The sequence below is a fragment of the Polaromonas sp. P1_F1 genome, assembly GCF_056405795.1.
The window spans coordinates 543,446-556,507 of sequence record NZ_JBFUBJ010000002.1; the positions used below are offsets into that span (position 1 = coordinate 543,446).

General features: G+C 60.9%; 8 protein-coding genes. 5 read left to right on the forward strand and 3 right to left on the reverse strand.

Translation table 11 applies throughout. The features are described from left to right. Positions 1–157 precede the first annotated feature (157 nt). From carA to AC1DZE_RS08590, 4 genes are all read left to right on the forward strand, one after another. Positions 158–1,342 carry a glutamine-hydrolyzing carbamoyl-phosphate synthase small subunit gene (gene carA / locus AC1DZE_RS08575; RefSeq protein ID WP_477669262.1) on the forward strand — a complete coding sequence of 395 codons (1,185 nt, stop codon included), beginning with the start codon at positions 158–160 and terminating at the stop codon, positions 1,340–1,342. Continuing rightward, positions 1,342–4,572, forward strand: a complete 3,231-nt coding sequence (carB, locus tag AC1DZE_RS08580; protein WP_477685610.1) for a carbamoyl-phosphate synthase large subunit — start codon at positions 1,342–1,344, stop codon at positions 4,570–4,572. Before carA ends, carB begins: the two co-directional genes overlap by 1 nt. Positions 4,573–4,705: 133 nt before the next feature. Continuing rightward, positions 4,706–5,182, forward strand: coding sequence for a transcription elongation factor GreA (gene greA / locus AC1DZE_RS08585; protein WP_477649842.1), 477 nt, complete (start codon positions 4,706–4,708; stop codon positions 5,180–5,182). A gap of 92 nt (positions 5,183–5,274) precedes the next feature. Beyond that, positions 5,275–5,712, forward strand: coding sequence for a DUF4149 domain-containing protein (locus AC1DZE_RS08590; protein ID WP_477669264.1), 438 nt, complete (start codon positions 5,275–5,277; stop codon positions 5,710–5,712). 77 nt (positions 5,713–5,789) lie between these two features. Here the strand turns inward: AC1DZE_RS08590 and folD are convergent, their stop codons facing one another. From folD to AC1DZE_RS08605, 3 genes are all read right to left on the reverse strand, one after another. Beyond that, positions 5,790–6,656, reverse strand: a complete 867-nt coding sequence (folD, locus tag AC1DZE_RS08595) for a bifunctional methylenetetrahydrofolate dehydrogenase/methenyltetrahydrofolate cyclohydrolase FolD (protein ID WP_477699950.1) — start codon at positions 6,654–6,656, stop codon at positions 5,790–5,792. Between the two features lie 83 nt (positions 6,657–6,739). Next, entirely contained in the window at positions 6,740–7,366 is a 627-nt protein-coding gene (locus AC1DZE_RS08600; RefSeq protein WP_348047552.1) for a response regulator transcription factor, read from the reverse strand. 49 nt (positions 7,367–7,415) lie between these two features. After that, a complete protein-coding gene (locus AC1DZE_RS08605) occupies positions 7,416–9,983 on the reverse strand; it encodes a PAS domain S-box protein (protein ID WP_477649845.1) in 2,568 nt (855 codons plus the stop codon). A gap of 352 nt (positions 9,984–10,335) precedes the next feature. Here AC1DZE_RS08605 and aceE point away from each other — a divergent pair, with 352 nt between their 5' ends. Then, the gene (gene aceE, locus AC1DZE_RS08610; protein WP_477672814.1) at positions 10,336–13,059 is read left to right on the forward strand and encodes a pyruvate dehydrogenase (acetyl-transferring), homodimeric type; all 2,724 of its coding nucleotides are present in this window, start codon (positions 10,336–10,338) and stop codon (positions 13,057–13,059) included. Positions 13,060–13,062 lie beyond the last annotated feature (3 nt).

Consider the following 13,062-nt stretch of genomic DNA (forward strand, 5'->3'; position numbering starts at 1 on the left):
TAGGCTATAATCAAGGGCTTTTCAAAACACAGCTTCGCCCGAGCGCAGACAAAGCAAACACCCTCACAAAAGCAGCCAACTAAGGCAGCCAGCAAGAGTCTCCCTGAGACGTTTCTTGTGCACGCTTGGGCGAACCGTAACCAACCCGGAGAACCCAGTGCTTTTGTCTCTACAGGGATCACGCGAAAAATCCCCACACGCCATACTGGCGCTCGCAGACGGCACGGTCTTTATCGGCAATTCCATTGGAGCCGCAGGCTCCACAGTCGGCGAGGTGGTGTTCAACACCGCCATGACCGGCTATCAGGAAATCCTCACGGATCCGAGCTACTGCCAGCAGATCGTCACCCTCACGTACCCGCACATCGGCAACTACGGCATCAATGCCGAAGACGTCGAAGCTGAAAAAGTCCACGCGGCCGGCCTGATCATCAAGGACCTGCCGCTGCTGGCCTCGAATTTCCGCATGACCATGACCTTGTCCGAATACCTGGTCAAGGAAAACACGGTAGCCATCGCCGGCATAGACACCCGGCAGCTCACACGCCACCTGCGCACCAAGGGCGCGCAAAACGGCTGCATCCTGGCACTGCCTGCGGGCGAAGAAGTCAGTCAGCCCGCGATCGAAAAGGCCGTTGCGGCCGCGCGCGGCGCCCCCAGCATGGCCGGGCTCGACCTGGCCAAGGTCGTCTCGGTCAAGCAAACCTACGAATGGACGCAGACCGAATGGAAACTCGGCGCGGGTTATGGCGTGCAAATCACGCCCAAATTCCACGTCGTGGCTTTTGACTTCGGCGTGAAGAAAAACATCCTGCGCATGATGGCCGAGCGCGGTGCGCGCATCACCGTGGTGCCGGCACAAACGCCAGCTGCCGACGTGCTCAAGCTCAAACCCGACGGCATCTTCCTGGCCAATGGCCCGGGCGACCCTGAGCCTTGTGACTACGCGATTGCGGCGGTGCGTGAACTCATTGAGACCGGCATCCCGACTTTCGGTATCTGCCTGGGCCACCAGATCATGGCGCTGGCCAGCGGCGCGAAGACCTTCAAGATGAAGTTCGGCCACCACGGTGCCAACCACCCGGTGAAAGACCTGGACAACGGCCGCGTCAGCATCACCAGCCAGAACCACGGTTTTGCGGTGGATGAAAAAAGCCTGCCCGCCAACCTGCGGCCCACGCACATCAGCCTGTTTGACGGCACGTTGCAAGGCCTGGCCCGCACCGACAAGCCGGCGTTTTGCTTTCAGGGTCACCCGGAAGCCTCGCCTGGCCCGCACGATATTTCGTATCTGTTTGATCGTTTCACAGCCCTCATGGAACAGCATGGAGGGAACAAATAATGCCAAAACGTACAGACATCAAATCCGTCCTCATCATCGGCGCCGGCCCCATCATCATCGGCCAGGCTTGCGAGTTCGACTACTCCGGCGTGCAGGCCTGCAAGGCGCTGCGCGAAGAGGGCTACAAGGTCATCCTGATCAACAGCAACCCCGCCACGATCATGACCGACCCGGCGACCGCCGACGTCACCTACATTGAGCCCATCACCTGGCAGACAGTCGAAAAAATCATCGCCAAGGAACGCCCTGACGCCATCCTGCCGACCATGGGCGGACAGACTGCGCTCAACTGCGCGCTCGACCTCTGGCACAACGGCGTGCTCGACAAGTACAAGGTCGAGCTGATTGGCGCCAAGCCCGAAGCCATCGACAAGGCCGAAGACCGCCTGAAATTCAAGGACGCGATGACCAAGATCGGTTTGGGCTCAGCCCGCTCCGGCATTGCGCACAGCATGGATGAAGCCTGGGCAGTCCAGAAAACCGTTGGTTTCCCGACCGTGATCCGCCCAAGCTTCACGCTGGGCGGCACCGGCGGCGGCATCGCCTACAACTCCGAAGAATTCGAAGTGATCTGCAAACGCGGCCTCGAAGCTTCGCCCACCAATGAGCTGCTGATTGAAGAATCGCTGCTCGGCTGGAAAGAGTACGAGATGGAAGTCGTGCGCGACACCGCCGACAACTGTATCATCGTCTGCTCCATTGAAAATCTGGACCCGATGGGCGTGCACACCGGTGACTCGATCACCGTGGCACCGGCCCAGACGCTGACTGACAAGGAATACCAGATCCTGCGTAACGCCTCGCTGGCTGTGCTGCGGGAAATCGGCGTGGATACCGGTGGTTCCAACGTGCAGTTCTCCATCAACCCGGTCGACGGCCGTATGGTCGTGATCGAGATGAACCCGCGCGTCTCGCGCTCATCGGCGCTGGCCTCCAAGGCCACGGGTTTCCCGATTGCCAAGGTCGCGGCCAAGTTGGCGGTGGGCTACACGCTCGACGAGCTGCGTAACGAAATCACGGGCGGCGCAACCCCAGCGAGCTTCGAGCCCAGCATCGACTACGTCGTCACGAAGATTCCGCGTTTCGCGTTCGAGAAATTCCCGGCTGCTGATTCGCGCCTGACCACGCAGATGAAGTCTGTGGGTGAGGTGATGGCCATGGGCCGCACTTTCCAGGAGTCCTTCCAGAAAGCGCTGCGCGGCCTGGAAGTCGGCGTCGACGGCATGAACGAGAAGACGCAAGACCGTGAAGTGCTTGAGAAAGAACTCGGCGCGCCCGGCCCCGACCGCATCTGGTATGTGGGTGACGCGTTTGCGCTGGGCATGAGCGTCGATGAAGTCTTTGCGCTCACCAAGATCGACCCGTGGTTTCTCGTGCAGATCGAGCAGATCGTCAAGATAGAACTTGAACTCGAAACCACCTCGCTCGACAAGATCGACGCCGTCACGCTGCGTGCGCTGAAGCAAAAAGGCTTCTCCGACCGCCGACTGGCCAAGCAGCTCAAGACCACCGACACGGCCATTCGCGAAAAGCGCCGTGCGCTGGGCGTGCGTCCGGTCTACAAGCGCGTGGACACCTGTGCCGCCGAGTTTGCCACCAACACCGCCTACATGTATTCGACCTATGAGGCCGAAGGCAGCGAGTGCGAAGCCGCTCCGACCGACAAGAAAAAAATCATGGTCCTCGGCGGCGGGCCCAACCGCATCGGGCAGGGCATCGAGTTTGACTACTGCTGCGTGCACGCGGCGTTGGCCATGCGCGAAGACGGCTACGAGACCATCATGGTCAACTGCAACCCTGAAACCGTCTCGACCGACTACGACACCTCGGACCGCCTCTATTTCGAACCGCTGACGCTCGAAGACGTGCTCGAAATTGTCGACAAGGAAAAACCGTTGGGCGTGATCGTCCAGTACGGCGGCCAGACGCCTTTGAAGCTGGCGCTGGATCTGGAAGCGAACGGCGTGCCCATCATCGGCACTTCGCCCGACATGATTGACGCGGCGGAAGACCGCGAGCGCTTCCAGAAGCTGCTGCACGAGTTGAAGCTGCGCCAGCCGCCCAACGCCACGGCGCGCACCGAGCCCGAAGCGCTTGAAAAAGCCGCTGCGCTGGGTTACCCCCTGGTTGTGCGCCCCAGTTATGTCCTGGGCGGCCGTGCCATGGAGATCGTGCACGAGCAGCGTGACCTTGAGCGCTACATGCGCGAGGCTGTCAAGGTCAGCCATGACTCGCCAGTACTGCTGGATCGCTTCCTGAACGACGCCATCGAGTGCGACGTCGATTGCCTGCGTGACCCCGAAGGCCGCACTTTCATCGGGGGCGTGATGGAGCACATCGAGCAGGCCGGCGTGCACAGCGGCGACTCCGCGTGCTCTTTGCCGCCATATTCCCTGAGCGCGGAAACCGTCACCGAAATCAAGCGCCAGACCGCCGCGATGGCCGAGGCACTGACGGTGGTGGGTCTCATGAACGTGCAGTTCGCGATCCAGAACATTGACGGCAAAGACGTCATCTACGTGCTGGAAGTCAACCCGCGTGCCTCGCGCACGGTACCCTTTGTCAGCAAGGCCACCGGAATCCAGCTGGCCAAAGTGGCAGCACGTTGCATGGTGGGCCAGTCGCTGGCTTCGCAGGGCATCAAGGACGAAGTCACACCGCCTTACTTCAGTGTCAAGGAAGCGGTGTTCCCCTTCGTCAAGTTCCCCGGCGTGGACACGATTCTCGGCCCCGAGATGAAATCCACCGGCGAAGTCATGGGCGTGGGCAAGACTTTCGGCGAAGCCTTCGTGAAGTCCCAGCTCGGCGCGGGCACCAAGCTGCCGACCTCCGGCAAGGTGTTCCTCACCGTCAAGAACAATGACAAGCCGCGTGCCGTGGAAGTCGCGCGCAAGCTGGCGGCCCTGAAGTTTGAAATCGTGGCCACCAAAGGCACTGCGGCCGCCATCCAGGCCGCGGGTATCGCCTGCACTGTGGTCAACAAGGTCACCGAGGGCCGGCCGCACGTGGTGGACATGATCAAGAACAACGAAATCGCCCTGGTCATTAACACGGTGGAAGAGCGGCGCAACGCGATTACCGATTCGCGCCAGATCCGCACCTCGGCGCTGCTGGCCCGTGTGACGACGTACACCACCATTGCCGGCGCCGAAGCGGCCGTGGAGGGCATGAAGTACCTGGATAACCTGCCGGTTTATTCCGTGCAGGAGTTGCATGCGCAGCTAGGCTGACAGCCTGACGCCCCGGGTTTTTTCCGGATTTCAGCAGATCCGATTTGCATTAAACTTGTTTGATTGAAACTTTGGATTCAAGCGCCGCCGCCAGGTGACTGGTGGCGGTTTCGCTTTTGAGAGGAGCAAAAACATGGCAACCATTCCCATTACCAAGCGTGGCGCGGAAAGCCTCAAGGCCGAACTGCACCAGCTGAAAACCGTTGACCGGCCCTGGGTCATCAATTCCATTTCCGAAGCGCGTGCGCAGGGTGACCTGAGCGAAAACGCCGAATACGACGCCGCCAAAGACCGTCAGGGCTTCATCGAAGGCCGTATTCAGGAAATCGAAGGCAAGCTTTCCGCTGCCCAAATCATCGACCCGTCCGAACTGGACGCGGGCGGCAAGGTCGTGTTCGGTTCCACCATCGAACTGGAAGATGAAGATACCGGCGACAAGGTGACTTATCAGATCGTGGGTGAAGACGAGGCCGACATCAAGGCGGGCCGGGTCAACATCAGCTCGCCGATTGCACGTGCGCTGATCGGCAAAGACGAAGGCGATACAGCCGAAGTCCAGGCGCCAGGCGGTATCAAACGCTACGAAATCATCGCGGTGATGTACATCTAGAAAATGTGGCCCCCACGCTCACTCACTGTGTGTAGTTCTCTGCCCCCCGAGGGGGCTAATTTCCCCAGGGGCGGCCCATCGGAAAATTTCCAATGAAGCAACGCTTCAATGTGATGGTGGCGGCTCTCTGGTGGGGCAGCCTGACTGGTTTGGGATTCGTGGTGGTTCCCATGCTGTTCGCCAATCTCGGCACGCCCGCTGTTGCCGGTGCCATGGCGGCCAAGCTCTTCACTGCGCAGACCTGGCTCAGCACGGGCTGCGCCATGCTGTTGCTTCTGGTTTTTAACAAAAAAGACGATACAGCCCTTGCGCAGCAAGCGCAAGCAGCTATCAAATTCATAGTGACTGGCTTGTTGCTGGCCTTGCTGGTGGAGTTCGGTATCGCGCCGCGCATCGTCAGTGCGCGTGCCGAAGGCGGCAACCTCAAGCTTTGGCATGGCCTGGGTACGGCGCTGTATGTTGTGCAGTGGCTGTGCGCCGGCCTGGCGCTGTGGCGCTTGAGTCGCTCGACGGTAACCGAAATCACCTGAATTTCCCCGGCAAGCAGGGGCCGCGGGACCGGCTCTGCCGGACCGCAGGCGCAGCGGCCCCCTCGGGGGGCAGGGAACTACACGGAGTGAGCGACCGTGGGGGCTCGTTCAGCCGCTTCCAGCGTATTGACCAGCAGCATGGTGATGGTCATGGGGCCGACACCGCCGGGTACCGGTGTGATGTAGCCCGCCACTTCCTTCACGCCGTCAAAGTCCACGTCGCCGCAAAGCTTGCCTTCATCGTTGCGGTTCATGCCCACATCTATCACGACGGCGCCCGGTTTGACCATGTCGGCCGTCAGCACGTTGCGCTTGCCGACAGCTGCCACGATCACATCGGCCTGTAGAGTCATGGCCTTGAGGTCTTTGGTTGCGCTGTGACAGATGGTGACGGTGGCGTTCTTTTGCAGCAGCATCAGCGCCATCGGCTTGCCGACGATGTTGCTGCGGCCGATGACCACAGCATGCTTGCCTTTGAGGTCGTAGCCGATGCTTTCCAGCATCTTCATGCAGCCATAAGGCGTGCAGGGCCAGAAGCCCGGCTGGCCGACCATGAGCGCGCCGGCGCTGGCGACGTGAAACCCGTCAACGTCTTTCGCGGGCGAGATCGATTCGATGACTTTTTGCGCGTCGATATGGGCAGGCAGCGGAAGCTGCACCAGGATGCCGTGGATGGCCGGGTCATTGTTGAGCGCCTCTACCCGTGCCAGCAGATCTGCTTCGCTGAGGGTGGCAGCGTATTGCTCAAGCACCGAATGCAGCCCGTTGTCTTCGCAGGCCTTGACCTTGTTGCGCACATAGACCTGGCTGGCCGGGTTTTCACCCACCAGCACCACGGCCAGGCCCGGTGTGACGCCGCGTGCGCGCAGGGCGGCGGCGCGTTGGGCGACTTCAGCGCGCAGTTGTTTGGAGAGGGCGTTTCCGTCGATCAGCTGGGCAGTCATTTTTTATCGATTTTCAAGTAAAAACGCCCGCAAATCCAATCATCACGGGCGCAAGCAGCTATCAGAAAGATAGCGGAAGGAGGTCAGCCTTTGGGTGCGTTGGATCCCAAGGCTATTTTGAGCAGGTCGGCCACGGTATTGGCGTTGAGCTTTTCCATGATGTTGGCGCGGTGCGCCTCCACTGTCTTGATGCTGATGCCCAGGTCGTCGGCGATCTGCTTGTTGAGGCGGCCCGCCACGATGCGCTCAAGCACCTGGGCTTCGCGTGAGGTGAGCTTGGCGAGCAGGGCGTCGCGGCTGGCGGACTGCTGGTAGTCACTGAAGGCTTCTTTGGCCTGCTCTAGCATGCGCTCGACCAGGTTGACCAGGGCTTCTTCCTGGAAAGGCTTCTGGATGAAATCCATAGCGCCTTTTTTCATGGTGTTGACCGCCATGGGTACGTCGCCGTGGCCGGTGATGAACACGATGGGAAGCGGTGACTTGCGCTCGACCAGGCGGTCCTGCAATTCGAGACCCGTCATGCCGCCCATGCGGATGTCGACGATCAGGCAGGCGACTTCGCGCGGGTCGTAACGGGAGAGAAAGGTTTCGGCCGAGTCGTAGCAGCGGACGCGGTAGTCCTTGCCTTCGAGCAGCCACTGAAGGGAGTCGCGCACGCCCTCGTCATCATCAACGACGTAGACGGTACCTTTTTTGGGAATCAAGCTCATGCCAAACTTTCTTTCGTGAACTTCTCGGGAGACTGTTCTTGAAGGGGTTTCAATGAACGCCGGTATCCTTGGTTGCTATGGTATCGCTAGCAGGCGCCACCGGTGCCAGCAGGGGTGTCACGGGGATCCAGAAGGTAAACCGGCACCCCACCACTTCGTCCCCATTGTAGAGGTTCTGGGCCTCCATTCTTCCCTGGTGGGACTCGACAATACTGCGGCAGAGTTTGAGGCCTATGCCCATGCCCTCGGCCTTGGTCGAATAGAAGGCTTCATACAGCCGGCCCATGACTTCAGGCGACAGGCCACGCCCCGTATCGAGCACCGAAAACTCCACCACGGCCTGGTCTTCAATCTGCTTGGGCACCACGCGCAATTCGACGCTGCGCCGCGCTGTCGGCAGGTGCGCCTGTTCAATCGACTCAGCCGCGTTTTTCATCAGGTTGATGAGCACCTGCTCGATCAGGATGGGGTCCACCATGATGTCGGGCAGGCGGGCTGCGATGTAGTGGCTGAGCCGCACGTGATGGCGCCGCAGCTCGATGTCGGCCAGCTCCATCGCATTGCTCACGATGGTCGCCACGTCGGCGGAGCTGCGGTTGGGCTCACTGCGTTTGACGAAGGACCGTATGCGCTGGATGATCTGCCCGGCGCGGTGTGCCTGTTTGGCGGTTTTCTCCAGCGCCACCAGCAGGTCTTCGTTGCTGATCTGCTGGCCCTTGATGCGCGACACCATGCCGTTGCAATAATTGTTGATGGCCGTCAGCGGCTGGTTGAGTTCGTGCGCCACGCTGGAGGCCATTTCACCCATGGTGATCAGGCGGCTCGCAGTCTGGGCCCGCTCGTTCTGCTGGGCTGCCTGCTCTTCGGCATGGCGCCGCGGCGTGATGTCGGTAGCAATCACCATCTGGGCCAGACGGCCGTCCACCCACGTGAGGTAACGCGAACGAACTTCCAGCCACTTGCTGAGTTCGGGCACAAAAATTTCGGCGTTTTCCGTCTGCGCCGCCGTCAGCGTGTCGGTAGGGAAGCCCGCCAGGCCATCGACCGCATCCAGCGCATCTTCGGTGGGTACGGCGGAGGGCACGCCCGCTTGTGCAATCAGGTTCAGATGGCCGGAGACTTCACCGCCAAACCACGAACGGTACAGCTTGTTGGCAAACAGCAGCTCTTCACTGCCCAGCGGCGCCACGGAGACGGCCGCGTCCAGCCCCTCAAGTACCGTGGTGAAACGTTCGTAAGAAGCTGTGAGTTCTTCGCGGATGCGTTTGGGCTCGGTGATGTCGGTCATGGACGTCATCCAGCCGGTTTGCTGGCCGCGCGGATCAATCAGCGGCGAGACATACATGCGCGCGTCAAAAATCTGGCCGTTCTTGCGCTTGACGCGCACCTCGAAACCACCGGGCGGCGTGCGGCCGTGCAGCTCATCGTCCAGCCGCTGCATCAGGGTCTCGATCTCGCCTTCCGGCCAATGCGGGAAGGGCGGCGTACGGCCCACCAGGTCGCCTTCAGTGAGGCCCGTCATCTGGCAAAACGCCGGGTTCACATAGGTGATGCGGCCCTGCAGGTCCAGCGCGCGCATGCCGGTCAGCATGGAGTTCTCCATCGCACGGCGAAAGTTGGTTTCAGAAATCAAGGCCTGCTGGGCCTGCACGCGACGGCGCGTATGGCGCCAGGTGCCCAGCAGCATCCACACCGTCAGTGCGCTCAGGGCGCTGACCAGCCAGAAAAAGCCGCTGCCCACGACTCCGAGTGAGGCCCGATAGCCTTCCGCACGAATCAGCAGGCCGTTGCCTACCGGTGAAACCGGTATTTCATATTCAGCGGCGGCATCGGTCCAGGGCAAAAGCCGGGCCGCGGGGTTGCGGGGCGGCGGGAGGTTGCCCGCCAGCACCGTGTTTTTGTCGTCGATCAGTGTGACCGCGTATTTGGCCGTCACATCCGTCGGCACGCCAAAGCGCAGCAGCCCGTCGATGGAGTATTCGCCCATGATGACGCCGGCAAATTTCCCCTGGTCATCGAGCGGCACCTGCAACTGCAGGGTAGGGGTGTTGTAGCCGCTGGCTTCCTTGGTCACCAGCGGGCGTGAATACACCGGTTGCCGCAGGTCTCTTGCCAGGTCGTAGGTGCCGTCTGTTTCGCCGACCTTGAGCTGCTCGCCGGCGCCGCGCAACTGGCTGGCGTTGGCGCTGGGCGATACATAGGCCACCTTGATCCGCCGCCTGCTGTCCACCCAGGTGACTGCCATGAGTTCGGGGTACTGGTTGACCAGGGATTCGGCCTGCGAGATGAATTCTTCCGTATCCACTTCCTTGTTGGAGACATCCCGCCCGATGCGCATGAGCTGCTCCTGGCGTTCCAGAAGGCGCAGGCGCAGGCGCTGCTGGGCGTATTCCACATCGCGCTTGACGGCCTGTTGCTCGCGGTCGATTTCTTCGATGCGCAGGTAACCGAAGGCTGCGATCACGGCTGCCAGAAACAGCACCACGGCCAGCAGGGGCCCCAAGGTGATGAAACGGTCCTGGCGCGACGGCGACTGCTTGCGCCACCAGCGCCTCCACAGGGCAAAGGTGGCGGAGTTCGCCATCGTGTCGGCGGGGGCAGGGGCTTGCTGGGTCATAGGGATGATGCAGTTTAAGTGAGATGCCCCTCTGTGGTCAGGGTTGACCCTGATCTTTTAAGGTGAGGCTGTGGGCTGCGCTGTCACATCGCTGGTTTCGATAAAGCAACCGGTATTTGCCAAGGGCATTTCCCCGCAGGTATCGATTTGCTGAACTTCCGTGAAATTTCTTAATGTGAAATCAATAAGCACTATTTGAAATTTAACAAATATTGTGAGAAACTAGGGTCTTGAATCTAATTTGCGTTTAAAACACGCTTAGGCGCAATTGGACACAGGCTCCGCGCACAGCCCGACAAGAGGCTGTATTGCGGATTAACAAAGCTTTATCAGGCTACTCAGGAGACAAAAAATGGCTGCCATTCCGAACCAAGCGGGCGACAACTTGCGCGCTGCCGCCAACGACGCGCTGGACAAGGACACCCAGGAAACCCGTGAATGGATGGACGCCCTGTCCGCCGTCATCGAAAGTGAAGGTCCCGAGCGCGCCCACTTTCTGCTCGAGCAACTCCTTGAGCACGCCCGCCAGAAAAGCATCGACATGCCTTTCTCGGCCAATACGGGCTATGTCAACACCATTGAAACCGACCACGAAGAGCGCTCTCCTGGCAACCTCGAGATCGAAGAACGTCTGCGCGCCTACATGCGCTGGAACGCCATGGCCATGGTAGTCAAGGCCAACCGCCTGCATCCGGCAGATGGCGGTGATTTGGGCGGCCACATCGGCTCCTTTGCCTCGCTGGCCAGCCTGTTCGGCGCCGGCTTCAACCATTTCTGGCATGCCGAGAGTGAAAACCACGGCGGCGACTGCCTTTACATCCAGGGCCACGTGTCGCCCGGTGTCTATGCCCGCGCCTACCTTGAAGGCCGCCTGACCGAAGAGCAACTGCTCAACTTCCGCCAGGAAGTCGATGGCAAGGGCCTGTCCAGCTACCCGCATCCCAAGCTGATGCCTGAGTTCTGGCAGTTCCCCACCGTCTCAATGGGCCTGGGCCCATTGATGGCGATTTACCAGGCGCGTTTCCTCAAGTATCTGCACGCCCGCGGCATTGCCAACACTGAAAACCGCAAGGTCTGGGTCTTCTGCGGCGACGGCGAGATGGACGAAGTCGAATCGATGGGCGCCATCGGCCTGGCCGCGCGCGAAAAGCTCGACAACCTCGTCTTTGTCATCAACTGCAACCTGCAGCGCCTCGACGGCCCGGTGCGCGGCAACGGCAAGATCATCCAGGAGCTCGAAGGCGAGTTCCGCGGTGCCGGCTGGAACGTCATCAAGCTCATCTGGGGCAGCAACTGGGATCCGCTGCTGGCCCGCGACAAGGACGGCGCGCTCAGGAAGGTCATGATGGACACGGTCGACGGCGACTACCAGGCCATGAAGGCCAACGACGGCGCCTTCGTCCGCAAGCACTTCTTCGGCAAAGACCCACGCACGCTCGAGATGGTCGCCAAGATGAGCGACGACGACATCTGGAACCTGCGCCGTGGCGGCCATGATTCGCAAAAGGTCTATGCGGCCTTCCACGCGGCCGTCAAGCACGAGGGCCAGCCCACCGTCTTGCTGATCAAGACCGTCAAAGGCTTCGGCATGGGCAAGATCGGCGAAGGCAAGAACAACGTCCACCAGACCAAAAAGCTGGCCGACGAAGACATCAAGGCCTTCCGCGACCGCTTCAACATCCCGATTCCCGACAGCCAGCTCGCCGACATCCCGTTTTACAAGCCGGCCGACGACACGCCCGAGATGCGCTACCTGCACGAGCGCCGCAAGGCCCTGGGCGGCTACCTGCCGCATCGCCGCGTCAAGGCCGACGAGCAGTTCACCGTGCCAGCACTCGAGACCTTCAAGTCGGTGATCGAGCCCACGGCCGAAGGCCGCGAAATCTCGACCACGCAGGCGTATGTGCGCTTTCTCACGCAACTGCTGCGCGACCAGGCCCTGGGCCCGCGCGTAGTGCCCATCCTGGTCGATGAAGCCCGCACCTTCGGCATGGAAGGCCTGTTCCGCCAGATCGGCATCTACAACCCTGACGGCCAGCAATACACGCCGGTCGACAAAGACCAGGTGATGTACTACAAGGAAGACAAGCAGGGCCAGATCCTGCAAGAGGGCATCAACGAAGCTGGTGGCATGAGCAGCTGGATCGCAGCCGCCACCTCGTACAGCACCAACAACCGGATCATGATCCCGTTCTACGTGTACTACTCGATGTTCGGCTTCCAGCGTGTCGGCGACCTGGCCTGGGCGGCCGGCGACATGCAGGCGCGCGGTTTCCTGCTGGGCGGCACTTCGGGCCGCACCACGCTGAACGGCGAAGGCCTGCAGCACGAAGACGGCCACAGCCACATCCTGGCCGGCACCATTCCCAACTGCATCAGCTACGACCCGACCTTTGCCCATGAAGTCGGCGTCATCCTGCACCATGGCCTCAAGCGCATGGTCGAGAAGCAGGACAACGTGTACTTCTACCTCACGCTGCTGAACGAAAACTACGCCATGCCCGGCCTCAAGCCCGGCACCGAAGAGCAGATCATCAAGGGCATGTACCTCTGCAAAGAGGGCGCCAAGCTCACGCCGCGCGTGCAACTGCTCGGCTCCGGCACCATCCTGCGCGAGTCCATTGCCGCGCAAGAGCTGCTTGAAAAAGAGTGGGGCGTTGCCGCCAACGTGTGGAGCTGCCCGAGCTTCAACGAACTGGCCCGCGATGGCCAGGACTGCGAACGCTGGAACCTGCTGCACCCGACCGACAAACAGCGTGTGCCGTTTGTGGCCGAGCAGCTCGAAAAGCACACCGGCCCGGTGGTCGCATCCACAGACTACATGAAGGCCTATGCCGAGCAGATTCGCTCCTTCGTACCCAAGGGCCGTACCTACAAGGTGCTGGGCACCGACGGTTTTGGCCGCAGCGACTTCCGCAGCAAGCTGCGTGAGCACTTCGAGATCAACCGCCACTACATCGTCGTGGCGGCGCTCAAGGCGCTCAGCGAAGAGGGCACCATCCCAGCGGCCAAGGTTGCCGAGGCCATCAAAAAGTACGGCATCAACGCCGACAAGATCAATCCGCTTTACGCTTGAGTT